The 17,969-nt window shown below is 70.5% G+C and carries 19 protein-coding genes; 13 read left to right on the forward strand and 6 right to left on the reverse strand.

Going from position 1 to position 17,969, the window contains the following annotated elements; translation table 11 throughout:
• Window positions 1-71: 71 nt before the first annotated feature.
• Window positions 72-854: a SigE family RNA polymerase sigma factor gene (locus IF88_RS40175; protein ID WP_420710928.1), complete on the forward strand. Its 783-nt coding sequence runs from the start codon at window positions 72-74 to the stop codon at window positions 852-854.
• A complete protein-coding gene (locus IF88_RS0109645) occupies window positions 851-1,933 on the forward strand; it encodes a hypothetical protein (RefSeq protein ID WP_051836661.1) in 1,083 nt (360 codons plus the stop codon). The genes IF88_RS40175 and IF88_RS0109645 overlap by 4 nt, the downstream gene beginning before the upstream one ends.
• 36 nt (window positions 1,934-1,969) lie before the next feature.
• Here the strand turns inward: IF88_RS0109645 and IF88_RS0109650 are convergent, their stop codons facing one another.
• Together IF88_RS0109650 and IF88_RS0109655 are read right to left on the reverse strand one after the other, a co-directional pair.
• Window positions 1,970-2,731, reverse strand: a complete 762-nt coding sequence (locus IF88_RS0109650) for an SURF1 family protein (RefSeq protein ID WP_030709306.1) — start codon at window positions 2,729-2,731, stop codon at window positions 1,970-1,972.
• 34 nt (window positions 2,732-2,765) lie between these two features.
• A complete protein-coding gene (locus IF88_RS0109655) occupies window positions 2,766-4,571 on the reverse strand; it encodes a prolyl oligopeptidase family serine peptidase (RefSeq protein WP_030709308.1) in 1,806 nt (601 codons plus the stop codon).
• 88 nt (window positions 4,572-4,659) lie between these two features.
• On the opposite strand from IF88_RS0109655, the gene IF88_RS46460 reads away from it, so the two are divergent.
• The 4 genes from IF88_RS46460 (at window position 4,660) to IF88_RS0109675 (ending at window position 7,359) form a co-directional block, all read left to right on the forward strand.
• Window positions 4,660-4,827: a hypothetical protein gene (locus tag IF88_RS46460; RefSeq protein ID WP_158754341.1), complete on the forward strand. Its 168-nt coding sequence runs from the start codon at window positions 4,660-4,662 to the stop codon at window positions 4,825-4,827.
• Between the two features lie 35 nt (window positions 4,828-4,862).
• Window positions 4,863-6,164 carry a cytosine deaminase gene (codA, locus tag IF88_RS0109665; RefSeq protein ID WP_324617189.1) on the forward strand — a complete coding sequence of 434 codons (1,302 nt, stop codon included), beginning with the start codon at window positions 4,863-4,865 and terminating at the stop codon, window positions 6,162-6,164.
• Window positions 6,165-6,170: 6 nt separating this feature from the next.
• Window positions 6,171-6,755, forward strand: a complete 585-nt coding sequence (locus IF88_RS0109670; RefSeq protein WP_030709312.1) for an HD domain-containing protein — start codon at window positions 6,171-6,173, stop codon at window positions 6,753-6,755.
• Window positions 6,756-6,843: 88 nt separating this feature from the next.
• Window positions 6,844-7,359, forward strand: a complete 516-nt coding sequence (locus tag IF88_RS0109675) for a DUF5956 family protein (protein WP_030709314.1) — start codon at window positions 6,844-6,846, stop codon at window positions 7,357-7,359.
• Window positions 7,360-7,407: 48 nt separating this feature from the next.
• Here IF88_RS0109675 and IF88_RS0109680 read toward each other — a convergent pair whose 3' ends face one another.
• Window positions 7,408-7,878 carry a MarR family winged helix-turn-helix transcriptional regulator gene (locus tag IF88_RS0109680; RefSeq protein WP_030709316.1) on the reverse strand — a complete coding sequence of 157 codons (471 nt, stop codon included), beginning with the start codon at window positions 7,876-7,878 and terminating at the stop codon, window positions 7,408-7,410.
• Window positions 7,879-8,005: 127 nt separating this feature from the next.
• On the opposite strand from IF88_RS0109680, the gene IF88_RS0109685 reads away from it, so the two are divergent.
• A complete protein-coding gene (locus tag IF88_RS0109685; protein ID WP_234323468.1) occupies window positions 8,006-8,605 on the forward strand; it encodes an SgcJ/EcaC family oxidoreductase in 600 nt (199 codons plus the stop codon).
• On the forward strand, window positions 8,602-9,372 hold the full coding sequence (locus IF88_RS0109690) for an SDR family NAD(P)-dependent oxidoreductase (protein ID WP_030709320.1): 771 nt from the start codon (window positions 8,602-8,604) through the stop codon (window positions 9,370-9,372). The genes IF88_RS0109685 and IF88_RS0109690 overlap by 4 nt, the downstream gene beginning before the upstream one ends.
• Here the strand turns inward: IF88_RS0109690 and IF88_RS0109695 are convergent.
• Window positions 9,344-10,858 carry a SulP family inorganic anion transporter gene (locus IF88_RS0109695; protein ID WP_030709321.1) on the reverse strand — a complete coding sequence of 505 codons (1,515 nt, stop codon included), beginning with the start codon at window positions 10,856-10,858 and terminating at the stop codon, window positions 9,344-9,346. The two genes, IF88_RS0109690 and IF88_RS0109695, sit on opposite strands and share 29 nt — an antisense overlap.
• Window positions 10,859-13,158: 2,300 nt before the next feature.
• On the opposite strand from IF88_RS0109695, the gene IF88_RS43330 reads away from it, so the two are divergent.
• Window positions 13,159-13,560 carry an SPW repeat protein gene (locus IF88_RS43330; protein ID WP_234323476.1) on the forward strand — a complete coding sequence of 134 codons (402 nt, stop codon included), beginning with the start codon at window positions 13,159-13,161 and terminating at the stop codon, window positions 13,558-13,560.
• 583 nt (window positions 13,561-14,143) lie between these two features.
• Here the strand turns inward: IF88_RS43330 and IF88_RS0109705 are convergent.
• Both IF88_RS0109705 and IF88_RS0109710 read right to left on the reverse strand, forming a co-directional pair.
• Entirely contained in the window at window positions 14,144-14,803 is a 660-nt protein-coding gene (locus tag IF88_RS0109705; protein ID WP_030709323.1) for a YdcF family protein, read from the reverse strand.
• On the reverse strand, window positions 14,800-15,591 hold the full coding sequence (locus IF88_RS0109710; protein ID WP_030709324.1) for a GntR family transcriptional regulator: 792 nt from the start codon (window positions 15,589-15,591) through the stop codon (window positions 14,800-14,802). The genes IF88_RS0109705 and IF88_RS0109710 overlap by 4 nt, the downstream gene beginning before the upstream one ends.
• A gap of 200 nt (window positions 15,592-15,791) precedes the next feature.
• On the opposite strand from IF88_RS0109710, the gene IF88_RS0109715 reads away from it, so the two are divergent.
• The 4 genes from IF88_RS0109715 (at window position 15,792) to IF88_RS0109730 (ending at window position 17,932) form a co-directional block, all read left to right on the forward strand.
• Complete coding sequence (locus tag IF88_RS0109715) at window positions 15,792-16,262, forward strand: DUF3307 domain-containing protein (protein ID WP_030709327.1); 471 nt, start codon at window positions 15,792-15,794, stop codon at window positions 16,260-16,262.
• Window positions 16,263-16,353: 91 nt separating this feature from the next.
• Entirely contained in the window at window positions 16,354-16,623 is a 270-nt protein-coding gene (locus IF88_RS0109720) for a DUF6284 family protein (RefSeq protein WP_030709329.1), read from the forward strand.
• Window positions 16,620-17,537: a DUF2637 domain-containing protein gene (locus IF88_RS0109725; RefSeq protein ID WP_030709331.1), complete on the forward strand. Its 918-nt coding sequence runs from the start codon at window positions 16,620-16,622 to the stop codon at window positions 17,535-17,537. The genes IF88_RS0109720 and IF88_RS0109725 overlap by 4 nt, the downstream gene beginning before the upstream one ends.
• A 14-nt stretch (window positions 17,538-17,551) precedes the next feature.
• Window positions 17,552-17,932 (forward strand): DUF6251 family protein, encoded by a 381-nt coding sequence (locus tag IF88_RS0109730; RefSeq protein ID WP_030709333.1) that lies wholly within the window; start codon window positions 17,552-17,554, stop codon window positions 17,930-17,932.
• The last annotated feature ends 37 nt before the right edge of the window (window positions 17,933-17,969 follow it).

Here is a 17,969-nt window from a genome sequence, read left to right on the forward strand (position 1 = left end):
GCAATGGGGATATGGCTGGTGAGGCTGCCTCGCGCGTACAACCCTGACGGGGGGACGCGTGTCCTACAGGCGTGGCAGAGGCACTGCTCGAATCGGCCCTCCTCCCGGCGCACCTCGGGATCATCCCGCCGCGCCGGGGTTTCCGTGCGTCCGGCGGCGGTCTCCCCGTGATCGTGCCCGTCCCGCCGGCGGGGCCGTCCGAGGCGCCCGTACTCACTGCCGCACCGATCCCGGGCGGTCTCGTGCCCGCGCCGCGCGACAGCGCTGAGGCGGCGGGGAGCAGCCGGAATGAGCCGTCCGAGGTCACGGCCGAGGCGACGGCTGAGGCGACGGCCGAGCCGACGGTCGAAGTGGTGGCGGGGACCACCGTCGACCACCTCACGGCGACCTACCAGGCGCACTACCGCTCCCTGCTCGGCCTGGCCGCCCTGCTCCTCGACGACACCGCCTCCTGCGAGGACGTGGTCCAGGAGGCGTTCATCCGCGTGCACTCGGCGCGGAACCGGGTGCGCGACCGGGAGAAGACCCTGGCGTACCTGCGCCAGACCGTCGTGAACCTCTCGCGCTCCGCCCTGCGCCGGCGCATCCTCGGCCTCAAGCTGCTGTCGAAGCCGATGCCGGACATGGCGAGCGCCGAAGAGGGCGCGTACGACCAGCTCGAACGGGACGATCTGATCAAGGCGATGCGCGGACTCCAGCGCCGCCAGCGCGAGGTGTTGGTGCTGCGCTACTTCGCGGACATGACGGAGGCCCAGGTCGCCGAGACGCTCGGGGTATCGCTCGGCTCGGTCAAGGCGTACGGATCGCGGGGCATTGCCGCGCTGCGGGTGGCGATGGAGGCTGCGCAGTCATGATGGACGACCACACTCCGCCGGGCGGACCGAGCGAGGAAGAGGCGCTGCGGGGCCTGCTGCACGGCGCCGTCGAGGGCCTGCAGCCCTCCGCGGGAGCCCTGGAGCGGCTGCGGCACGCCGTTCCCGCGCGCCGCGCCCGCAAACGCCGGGCCCTGGTCGGCGCCGCCGCGGTGGCCCTGCTCGCGGGGACCGCCATCCCGGCCCTCATGCACCTGGCGGGCGGCGAGGGCGGGGCCACGGACCACCCGGCCATGGCCGGGCACGGTGAGCGCACCGGCGACAAGCCGGGCGCGGTCGCCTCCGACCCGCACCAGAACGGATACGGGAACCAGCCGAGGTCCACCCGCTCCTCCGGGGGCTCCCCGGCCGGGGGCGGCGCCACCGGGCATCCGGACGCCACGCTGGGCGGTTCCCCGGTGGGCGGTCTGACGGCGGGCCCCACCGGCACCGGGGGCGCGTCCTCCGGTACGGCCGGTTCGGCGCCCGGCTCCGGCCCGATGCCGCCGGTGGCCGCGCCGGGCGTGCCCGGATGCGGCGCGGACCAGCTCGGGGTGGTGGGCTCGGCCCGCGCCCCGGAGACCGACGGCCGGGTCTACGGCAGTTTCCGGGTCACCAACGTCTCCGCGCAGGGCTGCGCCGTCACCGGCCAGGACACCGTCTCGGCGGCCCCGGCGCCCGGGGCGTCGTCCGGCCAGGGCCCCTCGGTCGCGGTGGTCGGCCACACGGCGGGGGACCCGGCGAGCGGGCTGCTGCCGGATCCGTCGGCGGAGGCGCCGGCGCTGGTGCTCCCGCCGAACACGGCGTACGAGGTCCGCTTCGCATGGGTGCCCTCGAAGGAGTCCTGTACGCCGACGAACCCGGACACGGGTGGCAAGCCGCCGCAGACGGACTCCTCGGGCAGCTCGGGCGCTCCGGCGCACGGGGCGGTCACCGAGCCGCAGACGGGTACGCCCCCGGTGACGGCGGGCGTCTCGGTGTCCCACACCCCGCAGCCGGGAGCCGCGACCACGCGGACGACGCTTCCCGAGGCCTGCGGCGGAACGGTCTACCGGACGGGTGCGATCCCGCTCGGCGAGTAGTTCGTCGAGGGTCGAGCGGGGACCGGGGCGCCCGCCCTACGCTGCGGGTTCGAGGAGCCCCGCCTCGGCGTCGCGCAGGCTCTCCACCTCGCGGCGGTAGAGCCGGAACCACATGAAGAGCACGAAGGCGACGAAGACGAACCACTCGCCGGTGTAGCCGAGGTTCTGGAAGGCCTTCAGGTCGAGCCCGGTGTTGGCCGGCGCCTGCGCGGGCACCGGAACCATCCCGTCCGCCGGCGTCTGCACGGTCAGCCAGGCGTCGTACAGGTCGTACGGGACGAGGTTGACCAGCGAGGCCGCCCCGATCACGCCGAGCTGCCCGGCCGGCAGGCCGCCCTGGGAGTGGACCCCCTTCGTGCCGGAGTTCTCCGGGGCCTGCAGGGCGCCGGTGACCTCGACCCGGCCGCTCGGCGGGGCCGGGGCCTTCGCCGGGTCCGCCGCCCCCGGCAGCCAGCCCCGGACCACCGGGACGGTCTTGCCGGAGTCGGTCTTCAGCAGGGTCAGGACGTAGAAGCCGGACTCGCCGTCGAGCCGCCGCTCGGGCACCAGCATCTGATCGGCGTACTCCCCGGCCGTGGAAGCCAGCCTTCCGGAGGTCTTCGTGTCCACCGGAAGCAGCGAGTCCAGGGGCGCGGCCGTCTGGTCGGCGGGCTGCCCGGCCGTCGCCTCCCGGTGGCTGTCGACACGGTCCTCGAACCGGCCGAGCTGCCAGGACCCCATGAACAGACAGAAGGGGACGGCGAGCGCGACGAAGACGTTGATCCCCCACCAGCGCGGGGTCAGGAGAAACCGGTGCACCCCACCACCGTACGGGGGGTGCACCGGAGCGGGACTAGCGGGGCAGGTGCTTCAGCGCGAACTCCAGCTCCATCCGGACCTGCTTGATCCGCTCCTCCACGACCAGCGAGCCGTGCCCGGCGTCGTACCGGTACACCTCGTGCTCCGCGCCGCGCGCCACCAGCCGGTCCACGTAGTTGTCGATCTGCCGGATCGGGCAGCGCGGGTCGTTGACGCCCGCCGCGATGTGGACGGGTGCCTTCACCGCGTCGACGTAGGTGAGCGGCGAGGAGACCTCGAACCGGTCCGGGACCTCCTCCGGAGTGCCGCCGAAGAGGGTGCGGTCCAGGGCCTTCAGCGCCTCCATCTCGTCGTGGTACGCCGTCACGTAGTCCGCGACCGGTACGGCGGCCAGGCCCACCGCCCAGGCGTCGGGCTGCATGCCCAGGCCCAGCAGCGTCAGGTACCCGCCCCAGGAGCCGCCCGACAGCACGAGGCGTGCCGGGTCCGCGAGGCCGGAGGCCACCGCCCACTCCCGGACCGCCGCGATGTCCTCCAGCTCGATCAGACCGACCCGGTGCTTGAGGGCGTCCGTCCAGGCGCGGCCGTAGCCCGTCGAGCCGCGGTAGTTGACCCGCACGACCGCGAAGCCGTGGTCCAGCCAGGCCGCCGGGGTCGCCGCGAAGGCGTCGCTGTCGTGCCAGGTGGGCCCGCCGTGGATCTCGAAGATCGTCGGGAAGGGGCCCTCGCCGTGGCCGGCCGGGCGCTGGGCGAGCGCGTGGATCCGCCCGCCCGGACCCTCCACCCACACGTCCTCCACCGGCACCGACCCGGGTGCCTTGAAGCCGGGCGGGTCCAGGACGACCCCGCCCGCCGTGGACCGTACGGTCGAGGGCTCGGCCGCCGAGGACCACAGGTACTCCACGGTCCCGTCGGGCCGCGCCCCGGCCCCCGACACCGTCCCCGGCGGCGTGTCCACCCGTACGAGCTCCCGCGCGGCCAGGTCGTAGCGCCACAGCTCGCTGCGCGCCTCGAAGCTGTGCGCGACGAGCAGCGCGGTTCCGTCCGGGTACCACTCGGCGCTGACGTCGCCCGGCAGGTCGATCGCGAGCTCCTCCTCGGCGCCGGTGGCCACGTCCCACACCATCGGCTCCCAGCGGCCGCGCCGCTGGTGGCCGACGAGGAGGCGGGTGTCGCCCGCGACCGGAGCGAAGCCGAGGACCTCCAGGCCGAGCTCCTCGGTGCCGCCGCGGGAGTCGTCCAGCTCGGCGATGGTGGACCCGTCGAGGGTCAGCACGCGCAGGGAGGAGTGCATCGCGTCGCCGTGCTCGGTGTGCTCGACGGCCACGAGCGTCCCGTCGTGGGACAGGTCGCCGACGCCCGCCGACTCCCGGTGCCGGTAGATCACGGTGGGCGCGGAACCGTCCGGGCGGACCACGTGGACCGTCGAGCCCTCCTCGTCCGTGGAGCGCCCGACGACGGCGGTGCCGTCGCGGCCGATGGCCAGACCGGCGGGGTACGAGGGCTCCAGGCCGGGGGTGGCCGGCTCGTCCGGGCCGCCCCCGAAGGGCTGGCGCACCCAGGTGCCGAACTCGTCGCCGTCCGTGTCGGAGAACCACCAGATCCACGCCCCGTCGGGGGAGAGGGCGCCGTCGGTGGTGCCGTTCGGGCGGTCGGTGGCCTGCCGCTGGACGCCGGTGGTGCGGTCCCAGGCGTAGAGCTCGAAGGTTCCGGTCGCGTTGGAGACGAAGAGCGAACGGTCCGGGGCGTCCTCGGCCCAGTCGGGCAGTCCGACGCGCGGTGCCCGGAACCGCTTCTCCCAGTCGGGCGTCTCGGGGGTGATCTCGCTGTCGCTGGTCATGCGCCCCATTGTGGCCGCAGGGGTCCCCCAGATGCCGACTGCTCCGAACGGGCGCAGAGTGGAACCCGTAGCCCAAGGAGGAACGATCATGGCCAAGAAGGCGCACACCGGCCACCACATCCACCAGGACTCCGAGCGCGCGCTGGCGAAGAACACGGCCGCCGAGGCCCGGGCCAAGGCCGCGACCAGGGACGTGCAGTCGTCCGCCGCGAAGACGCGGGGCATGCAGCAGAAGGCCCAGGCCAAGCGCGGTTGAGCCCGGGGGCCTGCGGAGGTCCGTAGGCTGGCGCCATGCGGATGATCGTCCGGGGCGCCCGGCTGCTGCACACCTCAGGCCTGTCCGACGTCGAGGTCGCGGAGGACGGCCGGATCGCGCGCGTGATCCCGCACGACGACCAGAAGGAACCGCCGGCCACCGGCATCCTCGTCGAGGCCCACGGCGCCCTGCTGACCGCGCCCTTCGTGGAGCCGCACATCCACCTCGACACGGCGCTGACCGCCGGGGAGCCGCGTCCCAACGTCTCCGGCACGCTGTGGGAGGGCATCGCCTGCTGGAGCGAGCGCAAGCGGACCCTGACCCGTGAGGACGTGATCGCGCGGGCCACCGAGGTGCTGCGGTGGCAGGCGGCCCAAGGGGTGCTGCACGTGCGCACCCACTGCGACATCACCGACCCGGCCCTCACCGCCCTGGACGCGCTGCTCGAAGTGCGCGACCGGGTGCGGGACGTCATGACCCTGCAGATCGTGGCCTTCCCGCAGGAGGGCATCGCCTCCTTCCCGGACGGCGAGGCGCTGTTGCGGGAGGCGATCGCCCGCGGGGCCGACGTCGTCGGCGCGATCCCGCACTTCGAGGACACCCGCGAGGACGGGGTCGCGTCCTTGAGGACGGCCTTCGCGCTGGCCGAGGAGCACGGGCTGCGGGTGGACGCGCACTGCGACGAGATCGACGACGAGCAGTCCCGGTTCGTGGAGGTGCTGGCCACGCTGGCCCTGCGCTCGGGCCTGCGCGAACGCGCCACCGCCTCGCACACGACGGCCATGGGCTCCTACAACGGCGCGTACAGCTTCAAACTCCAGCGGCTGCTGTCCCGTTCGGGCATCAACCTGGTCGCCAACCCCTTCGCCAACCTCAACCTCCAGGGCCGCTTCGACGCCTACCCCAGGCGCCGCGGCCTCACCCAGGTCAAGGAGATGCTGGCGGCCGGGGTCAACGTGGCCTTCGGCCACGACGACGTGATGGACCCCTGGAACGCCCTCGGCACCGCCAACCCCCTCCAGACCGCCCTCGTCGGGCTGTACGCCGCCCAGCTCACCGGCGCGGACGAGATCCCGGTGGCCTTCTCGATGGTGACGGACCGTGCGGCGCGCGTCCTGGGCCTGTCGGACGCCGAGTACGGCATCACGGAGGGCGCCCCCGCCTCCTTCGTCCTGCTCCCGGCCCCGTCGCCCGAGGAGGCGATCCGCCGTCAGGTCCGCCCCCGGTACGTCGTCTCGCGCGGCGCCGTCCTCGCCGAGACCCCGCCCGCCCCGGCCCGGCTGAACTGGCCGGGGGAGGCCCCCTCGGAGGTGGACTTCAGCCGCCGCCTACGCTGACGACCCATGACGTGGACACTTGACACCAACTCGGCCCGCACCGCCCTTCAGATCGCGTCGGAGTACGCGGACCCGGCGCTGCTGAACCACTCCGTACGCTCCTACGCCTTCGGCGCGCAGTACGCGGACCAGCACGGCCTGGCGTACGACGAGGAGCTCTTCTACGTGGCGGCCCTCCTCCACGACCTGGGCCTGACCGCGCCCTTCGACAGCCACACCCTCCCCTTCGAGGAGGCCGGCGGTCATGTCGCGCGCGTCCTGACGGCGGGCCTGGGCTGGCCGGCCGCCCGCCGGGCCCGCGCCGAGGAGGTCATCGTCCTGCACATGCGGGACGACGTGACGGCGGCCGAGGACGTCGAGAGCCACCTCCTGCAGGTCGGCACGAGCGCCGACGTCTCGGGCCTGCGCCTGTCCGAGTTCGACCCGGCCTTCACGGCCGCCTTGCTCGCCGCCCACCCGCGGGCCGGCTTCGGCGCCGCCTTCACCGCCCTGGTCGAGGACCAGGCGAAGCGCAAGCCCGACTGCGCGGCCGCCGCCTACGTCGCCGGCGGCGCGGCGACCCGCATCGCGGCCAACCCTTTGGGGGCGTGAAGGCCGGTGCCTGAGCCGTGACCGCGGCCGCCCTTCCGGGGCGGCCGAGGTCACGCACATCCGCCACCGCGTCGGATAGCGTGCCCGCATGTCGTGGGACGAGGACGGAACGCCGCACCCGCTCGCACTGCGCCGCACCGGCCGCAGCGAACTGGAGCCGGACCGGCTGCCCGAGATCCGGGAGCTGGAGGTGCTCGGTTGGGAGCCCGCGCCCGAGGACCTGCGCTGGGTGTTCCTCCCGTACGTATGGCCCCCGGCGGCCCGGACCTGGATCCCCGACCGCTCCACCCACTGGGCGGTGGACACCTCGCTCGACGGGCACGGCCACATCACCGGCGTGGAGTGCGCCGCGCTCACCGAGCCGGACCTGCACGGCCTCGACCAAGAGGCCGACGCCGCCCTCGCCGGCCTCGGCCTCCCGCCCCGCCCCGGGGGACGCCTCTGGCTGCTCCGCCCGGTCGGCCCCTTCACCACCGTCGGCTCGGTCCTCGACCACCTCGACACCCTGGCCGCGCAGCGCGCCGTGGAGGCCCTGCCCTCCGCGGCCTTCCTCGCCCTCGTGCGCACCGAACTCTCGGCACTCTCCGCACCCGACGCTCCCTAGCCCCGTGACCGGAAAGGCCCACCGGCACGCGGCGCCGGGGTCACCGGCCTACCGGCCGCCCTTGCGCTCCTGCGTCGTGGCCCGGATCTCCTCCGTGGCCTCACGGAACGCGGGGGCCGCGCGGGAGAAGTAGTCGAAGAGCAGCTCCAGTTGGTCCGGGGCGTATCCGGCGAGCACCTCGCCGATCCGCTTGCGGGCCGGCCCCACGGCCGCCTCGACCCCGGCCAGCGCGTCCGGCACCGCCTCGACCACGACCTTGCGCCGGTCGGCCGGGTCGGCGGTACGGCGTACGTACCCCGCGCGCTCCAGCCGGTCGATCAGCCGCGTCGTCGCCCCGGTCGTGAGCCCCGTCCCGGCCGCGAGTTCGCCGGAGGTGAGCCCGCCCGCCAGGGTGATGCGGCTGAGGGCGTACCACTCGGACGCCTGGAGGCCCGCGGCCTCCGCGCCCGCCATGCCGTGCAGCCCCACGGCATCGATGTAGTCCCGGAAGACCGCCCGCCGGTCGTCCTGCTCCGTCATCGCGAAACCCTTCCCTTGCCATTTATCTGCACACGTGCAGATAATGCATGCATGCAGTTGTTGCGCCAGTGTAGTCAACGCGGCGGCTGCCGTCATCCGTCCGTTCCGCCGATCGAGAGGCACTCCTGTGAACAAGAAGACCGTCAAGCGCGCCGCCCTCGCCACCGCCGCCGTGCTCGCACTCGGCGCCGTCGGCGCGTACCTCTACCTCGACACCACCTCCGGCATCCGGCGCACCGGCACCGAGAACTGCGCCGACGTGATCCCGGCGGGCGCGGACCGCGCCGACGGCGAGGCCGTCTGCGCCACCCTCGACGCCCTCACCGACGCCTGGGCCCGCGGCGACGCGGACGCGTACGGCCGCCAGTTCACCGAGGACGGCACCTACACCACCTACGTCGGCAGCCACTACGAGGGCCGCGCCGACATCACCGAAGGCCACCGCGCCCTCTTCGAGGACTTCGTCAAGGGCAGCAAGCTCGCCGCGAGCTACCTCGACCTGCGCTTCCTCGGGAAGGACGCCGCCATCCTGACCGGCCGCGGCGACGACTACACGGGCTCCAAGCCCGGCCTCGCCGAGCTGTCCAAGGTCCAGACGTACACCCTGGTCCGCGACACCGACGGCGCCTGGCGCATCGCAGCCTTCCACAACACGCAGCGCCGCAACGTGATGGAGCGCTTCTCCTTCCTCTACTCGCCCGCCACGGCCCCCAAGGCGGAGAAGTGACCGCCCTGATCACCGGCGCCACGGAGGGCATCGGCCGCGCCTTCGCCCGCGCGCTGGCCGCCGAGGGCCGCACCGTGACCGCCGTCGCCCGCACCGAGCGCCATCTACGCGCCCTCATGACCGAACTCGGCCCCGGCGGACCCGGCGGCGAACACGCCTACCTCGTCGCCGACCTCGCCACCCCCGAAGGGGTGCGCACCGTGGCGGACGCGCTGACGGCCGCCCCGTACGAGCTCCTGATCAACAACGCCGGCCTCGCCGGCCCCGGCCCCTTCGCCGACACCCCCCTCGACCAGGCCCTGCCCGCACTCCGCCTGAACTGCGAGGCGGTCGTCACCCTCGCCCACGCCTTCCTCGCCACCGCCGGTCCCGGCGCCGCCCTGATCAACGTCGCCTCCACGCTGGCCTTCGCCCCCCGACCCGGCCAGGCCGTCTACAGCGCGACCAAGGCCTTCGTCGCCTCCTTCTCCGAAGCGCTCTGGTACGAGCAAAGGCCGCGCGGGATCTACGTGATGGCCCTGTGCCCCGGACCGACGGCCACCCGCCCCGGCCTGCACGCCGACACCCCGGCCGTACTGGTCCAGCCGCCCGAGGCGGTCGTCGCCACCGCCCTCACGGCCCTGCGCCGACGCCGCCGCCCCACCGTCGTCCCCGGCCGCGCGAACACCCTCTTCGCCGCGGCGACCCGCATCCTCCCCCGCCCCACCACCCTCACCCTCCTCGCCGGCGGGTCCGGGGTCACTGCCCCGCGGAGAGTTCGCCGCTGAGCGTTCCGTGCAGGCGGGCGCTGGGGCCGTTCAGTCCGGTGATCTCCACGCTCTTGCCGCGCTGGGCGTACCGGTGTTCGATCGCGTCAAGCGCGGCCACGGAGGAGGCGTCCCAGATGTGGGCGGCCGAGAGGTCGATGACCACCCTGTCCGGGTCACCGGCGTAGTCGAACTGCCCGACCAGGTCGTTGGAGGAGGCGAAGAACAGCTCGCCGGTGACGCAGTAGACGACCTGCCCGCCGTCCGGGTCGAGCACGGAGGTGACGTTCGCCAGGTGCGCGACGCGCTTGGCGAAGATGACCGTCGCGCAGAGCGAGCCCACGACGACGCCCACGGCAAGGTTGTGGCTGACGACCACGCAGACGACGGTGACGACCATGACGGCGACCTCACCGGCGGGCATCCGCTTGAGCGTCTTCGGCGCGATGGAGTGCCAGTCGAAGGTCGCGAGGCAGACCATGACCATGACGGCTACGAGCGCGGCCATCGGGATCTCGGAGACGACCGGCCCGAAGGCGATGCACAGCACCATCAGGAAGGCGCCGGCGAGAAAGGTCGACAGCCTCGTCCGGGCCCCCGACACCTTCACATTGATCATCGTCTGGCCGATCATCGCGCAGCCGCCCATGCCGCCGAAGAGACCGGTGACGATGTTCGCGACGCCCTGGCCGATGGACTCCCGGGTCTTGGAGGACCGGGTGTCGGTGATCTCGTCGACCAGCTTCGCGGTCATCAGCGACTCCATCAGCCCGACGAGTGCCATGGCCAGCGCGTACGGCGCGATGAGCGTCAGCGTCTCCAGGGTCAGCGGTACGTCCGGCAGGCCGGGCGCGGGCAGCGCGGCCGGCAGGGCGCCCTTGTCGCCGACGGTCGGGACGGCGATGCCCGCCGCGACGGTGACCGTGGTCAGGATGACGATGGACACGAGCGGTGCCGGGACCGTCTTCGTCACCTTCGGGAAGAACACCATCAGTGCCAGGCCGGCCGCCATCAGCGGGTAGACGGCCCAGGGGACGCCGAGCAGTTCGGGGACCTGGGCCATGAAGACCAGGATGGCCAGCGAGTTGACGAAGCCGACCATCACCGACCTCGGGATGAACCGCATCAGCTTCGCCACGCCGAGTGCGCCGAGCAGGATCTGGAAGACGCCGGCCAGGATCACTGCGGCGACCAGGTGGCCGAGCCCGTGTTCCCGGTTCAGCGGGGCGATCACGAGAGCAACGGCGCCCGTCGCGGCGGAGATCATCGCGGGTCGGCCGCCGACCACGGAGATCACCACGGCCATCGTGAACGAGGCGAACAGCCCGATCGCCGGATCCACTCCGGCGATGATCGAGAACGAGATCGCCTCGGGGATCAGTGCCAGCGCGACGACCAGGCCGGCGAGGACCTCGGTCCGGAACACCTTCGGCGAGAGCCAGACCGGCGGCGTCGGACGAAGGACGTCACGCAGCCGCGCGGATATGGGTGCAGGGGAAGCGGGCACGGGCACGGACCTCGGGCTCGGGCACACCCGAACAGGCCGGCGGGCGTGCGGAGAAGACACGAAGGGCAAGACCGCCCGGACCCCCGGAAAAGCCGGCCAAGCCTTTCTTCCAGGTTCTCCCGAACGATCTCCGGGGACGCAGGAAGGGCCTGATCCACTGAGTGGATCAGGCCCTCGACCTGGTCTTACGAAGTCGGGGTGGCGGGATTTGAACCCACGACCTCTTCGTCCCGAAGCATTCCGGGGCAAGGGGCGAGCTGCCCATTCTACGGTGCTGACCGGCGGCGAAGGTCCGTGATCGTCCGTGGACGTCCGCCAGCCTCCGCCCCGGTTGTCACTCAGTTAGACACCCACCCGCCGGTCCTGACCGGACCAGCTGCGGCACAGGCCAACCCCGCACGTTTCCTCCGCTCGATCCGCCCAAGCGCATCCCTTGTCATGCTGCGCGCCACCGGCGGGCTCACACGACTCCGGAGGCCCCGTGTACGCCACGCGTATAGCGAGGCCAAGGGCTTGGAGGCGACATCCGCCACCTCGCCAGTCCGCGAATAGGCCGCAGAGCTGGGCGGAGTAGGAGTGTTGGCCGCCGGTCTGTACCCCGACCGCCCCACGGCGGCCGGGGAAGTCCCGATTCTGATGTTCGGCTGCACCGGTGGGCCAAGGTTTGATGTGATCTGAGGGTGAGTGGAGTAGTAGAGACCATCATCCCCTCGGCCTCGTCATTTGCGGCTGCCGGCCTTGCCGCCTGGTTGGCTGTGCGAGGGGTACGCCATCAGGCGAACACCCAGCACGCGCTAGCGGCAGGTACCCAAGCCGCGCAACGAGAGTCTGAGGCCCGCGCAGCGAGGCGGGAGGCGTACGCGAAGTTCATTTCCGCTGCTGTGCGCACAGCGGGGCTGCTTGTCCGCGTGAGCGAGGCGGGCATCACCGAGGATGAGTACCGAGATCGCCGTGAGGGTGCGCAACAAGCTCTGCATGAGGTCATCGAGCATGAGGCAATCGTCAGCGTCGAAGGGCCGGCGGGCGTCGCTCTTGCGGCTGCTCAAGCGCGCCGAAGCCTCGACCACGAGCTGGCTGTCATCGTGGCGCACCGTCAGGCTCAGGGATCTCGGGAAGCCGTTGAGCAAGCTGGGAGCGCCCGACTGGAGGCGGTCGGGAGAATGACCACAGCCGCGCGCCGCGTCTTCAACGGGGAGAGCACCTTCGCGGCTCCGGCTCCCTGCAGGGCGGGATAGCCGCTCCCGTTGATGTCAGATTTGGATGCAGAGTCCGCCGGGATCGGCGGGGGCCTTCGTTCTGGTGGGCGCCGACGGTTTCGAACCGCCGACATCTGCTTTGTAAGCTCCCCCAGCCGCCCGATGCGCCACTCGCGGCCGAGGAGCCAGCCACGACCGCCGTGCAGGGTGCTCTGACGACATCCGCCGCCGTTGATGTCAGCGACGGATGTCAGGGGCTGCACAGACCCGCGGTCGTCCTGGCGGAGGGGAGTATCAAGCTCAGGCGACGCTCGCGTCGCCCGTACTGCCTCCAGCGCACGGTTCAAGTACCGGGCTAACCGTAGCCCAAAGGAAGTAACAATTAATGTCGCTTCCGACTCATCGGTTCACCGTGCCTTAGAATCGCATAGGCACTCGATGGTGCGAGAACGTCAAACCTGGCTGGCACAGCGGAGCGCGAATGGGGCAAGCCAAAGACTTCACCGTGACGACATTCGGCCTCGTGATTGCTTTTTTCCTGCCAGGACTACTAGGGCTTTACGGTTTTAGCCTTTGGAACCACCAGGCCGCGGAAACATTCAGGACGTTCAAAACCTCCGGCTCAAATATCGGCCTCTTTCTATTGCTCCTAATGGCTTCACTGGCAGTCGGGCTTACCCTTACCCCAGTCCGAGCCCTGGTATACGAGGAGATCATTTGCAAGAATCATAAACCCCAAGGCAATCTATACAAGAACCTTCCCCGCAATAACCGACACGAAGGTTTTCGCACACTCATTGACGAGCAGTACAGGTATCACCAATTTTGGGGGAACGCATCTCTTGCGGCCACGCCCCTAATCATCCGTGTAACCCTTAACCAATTTTCGGCATCCACACTGTCGGGATGCCTTACGATACTGGCCTTCGCGGCGGCTGAGGCCGTTACGGTCTGGGCCGCCATTGAGGGTTACCTCAGGTACGTAATGAAGGTCAATGCACTTTTGCGGTAGAAATACCGTATCGACGAAGGAGGGCGCAGATGCCGAACGGGATTCCGCATTCTCCGGGCACAGTGTCCGAGCATCACCCCGACCTATTGGAAATGAGAGCACGGTTCGAACGAGCGACCACCAGCCCAGTTTTCCAAGTAACGACATGCCTAGGGCTCATCGCGGGACTGTATCTCGCGGTTTCGCCTTGGGTTGTCGGGTTTCACGATCTCGACACGCTCACCATAAACAACCTTGTACTCGGAATCGGATACGTGTTACCAATGACCGGACTGAGTCCAGCATACGACCGCACACACAGCATGGCGTGGATGCAAGCCATTGTCGGCGTCTGGACAATCGTCGCACCGTGGGTAGTGAGCGGCGAGGTCGCGACCATGGGAACTATCGCCAACAATTCTACTGTCGGAGCAATCGGCCTATTTCTGGCCCTGTCGGTCGCGGCATTAGGAAGGCATGCGTCATATACGCATCCCCACACCTTCCAGCGCTAGGTTTCATCGGCCGCCAGCCCTGCCATTCCGGTCATAGGGTCCACCTTCTCCAGCCGGCCTCTGCTGTCATCCCGTCTGCCGTCGACCCACACGGAGTGATAGCGGGGCAGGCTTCTGGGGCCCAGGTGGAGCGCCCCGCTGGACGAACGACCTGGGCCCCAGAAGCCTGGTCTGCTATGGCTTGCCTGGGTCGACGGCAGACGGGATGACAGCTCCCCACCCCCACCACAAACCGGCCCGCAGTCGCACGGCTGGCCCCGGTCATCCCGGAGCCTGAGCGCCCCCGCCGGAGGCATGTCTTTGAGCGGCTGGTGATGTCGGGCTTTGGGATCCCGCTGCTCGGCTCCTGGTGGCTCGCCGCGTTCCGCTGGGGCCCTGCGTCAGGGGTTGGGCCTGGTGGTTCTGGGCGGAGTCGTGGTTTCGCTCGGCTCGGGTGCTTCGTGGTCAAGGGCTGGCTTCGTGGGCTCGGGTACGTCAGCCGTACCGCGGGTCTCCCTCCATCGAACCCGTGCCGTCTGGCGCGCTCGCCGCGCTGTGCGCGGCGGGTGCCTTGATCGAGTAGGGCAACCCTCGGCGCAGCAGCTTAGGGCGCAGGAGCAGCGACGAGCCTGCTGGTGAAGCCCTTGTCGCGCAGGCGGTGATAGGCGGCGAGCACGGGGGCTGGCACCGGCATTTGAATCATGAAGCCCTGAGCCGGGTAGAGCTGGAGCCGCTGGAGGGCGCCGACGAGCATGTCGATGACGAGCTTTGGATCGCCGATGGAATCGACGTACTCCGTAAACGTCATCGGGGTGGACGCGCTGATTACCTCCACCTGCGGCCACAGCTTCCCCGCTGTGGCGTACGCGCGCCGCTCCTCGTACGGCTTGCTGATCAGCAGTACGGATTCGATGCGGCGTCCGGCGTCCTCCAGCAGGGCCCGGGTAAGTCGGATGTTCTCCCCGGTGTTGCGGGCGTTGGGCTCCACGAGGACGTCCTCAGGCGGGACCCCCAGCTCCAACGCTCGCTCGCGATAGTGCACCGCCTCCCCGCGCGGCATCCGGGCGCGGGTCGTCGGGCTGGTGGCGCCCGTGAACACGATCAAGGGCGCCATGCCCCGCCGGTACAGCTCGACCGTCATGTCAGCCACGCCGAGGTCGTGGCTGCCGAGACCGACCGCGACTGAGCAGGGGCGCGGCTCGTGGTGCATCTGGTGGAAGTCCCAGATGAGTTCCGCGTCCGCCCACGCCTGCTCAGAGATCACTGCTGTTCGCCGCCTTCGGCCGAGTCGGGGACCTTGAACTCATACTCCCAGGCGAACCTCGATGCAGCGTGCACCCCAATGGCGAACTCGACGACAGTCCCATCTGCGGTGAAGGTCGTACGGTGCAGCTCGACTACCGGCTCGCCGGCGGGCAGCTTGAGGAGCTTGACCTCATCGGCTGTTGGGACGCGAGCGAAGATGCGTTCCTTCATGTGGTCGATCTCGTAGCCGGCGTCGTACAGGACCCGGAAGCCGCCGCCGCGTCCTGCTGGCCCTGGCGTGGGGTCCACGATGCGCGTGCCCTCGACGTGTTCAGGCCGGTAGTAGCTGGTCAGGGTGTGCGTAGGCTGCTCGCCCTCTTTGACCAGGCGTGCACGCGCGTACACCTGCGCGCCCGCAGGCAATCCGTGTGCGTCGGCCACTGGCGCGGGCGCCTCGATGAGGCTGACGGACTGGGTCTGCTCCCCGCGCTGGTAGGTGCGGCCGGAGGCGACCCGATCCGCGATGAATGCGACCTCGTCCCCGTCGCGCCACTTCGCCTTGTCGTATCGGCTGATCCCGATGCGCTTGAGGGGTGTCTGGGGGCGGACCATCGTCCCTACGCCGCGCGATGACGTGACGAGCCCTTCGGCCTCAAGGGCCCTGTAGGCGGCGTGGACGGTTGCCTTGGAGCCTTCACCCGCCTCGACGAGGTCGCGGATTTGCGGCAGTAGTTGGCCAGGGGTGTAGTCGCCGTTCTTGATCTGCTCGGCCAGCCTGTCGGCCAGCTCTCGCCACTTCGGTGCCACCGGGCACTCCTCTCGACATGGCCAGTTTCCCACAGTCCTAGGACATTGACAGTCCTAGGACTGGAGTGTCATGGTCTACCTAAGTGGCGAACAGTCCTAGGACAGGACGCCGCTCCTCCGGGGGTCTTGTTTGGCCTGCCCGAGTGATCGACCACCGGCCGGTTTCACGACGCTTTCGACTGCTCTCGTCTGGAGTTCTCGTGCACGCTGCAACATTCGCTGCTGTCTTCGCTGCTCTGTACGTCGCTCACAGCGTGGGTGACCACTGGGTGCAGTCCTCCTGCCAGGCCGCCGACAAGGGCAAGCCCGGTTGGGTCGGCCGCCTGGCCGACACCCGCCACGTCGCCGGACTGACCATCACCAAGCTGGTGGTTCTCCTACCCGTTGCCCTACTGCTCGACCTGCACCTGACCGCCGCCGGCTTGCTGGCCGGTTTGGGCGTGGACGCGCTCACCCACTGGTGGGCGGATCGCCGCAGCACGCTCGCCTGGCTCGCCAAGGTCACCGGCAAGGCCGAGTTCTACGGTCTCGGAACGCCGGCCCACCCGGTGCACCCGGTCACCGCCGCCGGTGCCCCGGCGGCTCACCTCGGCACCGGGGCCTACGCCCTCGACCAGTCCTTCCACCACGTGTGGCTGCTGGTCGCCGCGCTGATCATCGCCACCGTCTGACCCCTTCACCGCCGAACGCAGCGCGGCCCCCGGCGCTGGAACGCCGGGAGCCGCTGTTCGGGCCCGTTCCTCTCTCGAAGGAGCAAGACCTATGAAGTCCATCGCCGCACTTCAGAACCTCGTTACCCCGTGGTCCGACGGCCTTGAGCCGACGGACGCAGAGCTGAACGCGATCGAGATCGAGCTGCCGCTGATCCTGGCGGAACGCGACCTGCTCGATGCGCAGATCATGACGCTGGACCGGATGCCCACCGAGGTGGACGAGCAGCGGCTCCGCCGGGCCCGCCGGCAGGTGCTCGCCGCCCGGACCGCGCTGGAGAACCGGGCAGCCCACCTTCCGTCCTCCGGTGGCGCGGCATGAACCGCAAGGCGAAAGCCGCGCTCGTCCTGGCCCTGGTCGTCGTGGTCGCCATGGCCTTCCGGGTCTCCTGGAACGCCCTGCGGGACGTGGCCAAGGCGATCGGCGCGGACGCGACGGCGGCGACGCTCTACCCGTTCGTGGTCGACGGCCTGATGGCCCTCGCCCTGGTCGCCGCGCTCACCCTGACAGGCGACGCCCGCCGATTCGCCCTGCGGGTGCTGGCCGCGTACACGCTCGCGTCGCTGGTCCTGAACTACGTCCATGGGCTGCTGCCCGAGCTGCACTCCGAGTCGATCGGCTGGACCCGGCTGGCCGACGGGGACGTCACGAACTGGGCGCTCGTGTTGCTGGCGACGTCGCTGCCGGTTGGGTCGATCTACTTCGGCTCCGACCTCGTCGCCAAGGTTCTCCACCACCGACCGACGATCGAGCCGCGCATGCAGGAATCGACTGACATCGTCGTAAATCGGTCGATGCCTGACCTGGGTGAACCGGTGGTCGAGGAGGCGGCACCCGGGACGGAGACGGGCTCTTCCCCCGTGCCGGTGGTCGAGCTGATCGAGGCCGAACCGCTCAAGGTATCGGCAGCCGCGCCTACGCCTCCGGCGACTGCTCGTGAGCGCGTTCTGAAGGGTCTTGGACTCCCCGACTCCCCGTTGCTCGAGGCGAGCCGTCCGTCTCGTCGGCCGACTGGTCGGGTGCCGCAGGCTGCTCGATCGAGTCGACCGACGCGCACGGAAGTCGAGTTGCTGGCGGAGGCGCGGAGCCTGACGGAGTCGTGGCCGATCGAGAAGTTGACCGGTGAGGGGATCCGTAAGGCGCTGCGTACGTCTGCGGCGAAGGCCCGGGTCGTGCGTGAGGCGCTGAAGGCTGAGCGGGAGCGGGACACCGCTGCCGTGGCGGTGGCCGGATGAGCCAGGAGATGACCGTGAACCACCTGCCCGAACCCATCCGACCGTCTGGCGTCGTGCAACTGCCTGATGGCACCTACGTCTACGCCGAGAACGCGCCCGCCACGTACGCCGGGCCGCAGGTCGTGCACCAGCACATCCACCAGGCAGCCCCGGACAAGACCGTGCAGCGCATCGCGCTCGGCTCAGGGGTCGGCGCCGGCGCGGTCGCGGCCGGCGTGTACTTCGGGCCGTTGCTGGTGGCCGCTCTGACCTCCATCGCCGCGAGCTTCGCGTTCCTGGCGTTCCTCGCCCTGGTCCTCGGCTGGGGCGTCCACACAGTCGTGAAGTCGGTCGGCAGCCCGGAAGGTGCGGCGGCCGTGAAGAACGCGCGCAAGACACGCCGCAAGCGCGGCTGACCCCCAAAGCCCTGACATCCCCAGCTATTCGAGGAGT

The sequence above is a fragment of the Streptomyces sp. NRRL F-2580 genome (assembly GCF_000720115.1).
Lineage (GTDB): Bacteria > Actinomycetota > Actinomycetes > Streptomycetales > Streptomycetaceae > Streptomyces.